1 protein-coding gene is annotated in these 211 nt (G+C 49.3%); it reads right to left on the reverse strand.

What is annotated here, in order from left to right:
* Positions 1-211: hypothetical protein (locus HJW02_RS13645; protein ID WP_208050780.1), on the reverse strand; the 211-nt coding region annotated here is incomplete at both ends.

Below are 211 nucleotides of genomic sequence, written 5' to 3' on the forward strand. Positions count from 1 at the left end.
CTCTCGGTCATACTTGAGCATACCGACCGCCTTAACGACATTCGTAAGGCTCTCGTAAGCCCCCTTGAGCTTGTCTGTGAGGTTATTTATCTTGTTCCATAGTTCTGCCTTAACCTCGTCTAATTGAGCCGTCAGAGAGCGAATTTGACCCCTCAGAGAGCCGTTCTCTCTTTGCAGGTCTGCTATCTGTTTGTCTTTGGCTCTGCCGTCT

It is taken from the genome of Akkermansia sp. GGCC_0220 (assembly GCF_017566105.1).
In the GTDB taxonomy this organism is placed as follows: Bacteria; Verrucomicrobiota; Verrucomicrobiia; order Verrucomicrobiales; family Akkermansiaceae; genus Akkermansia; species Akkermansia massiliensis.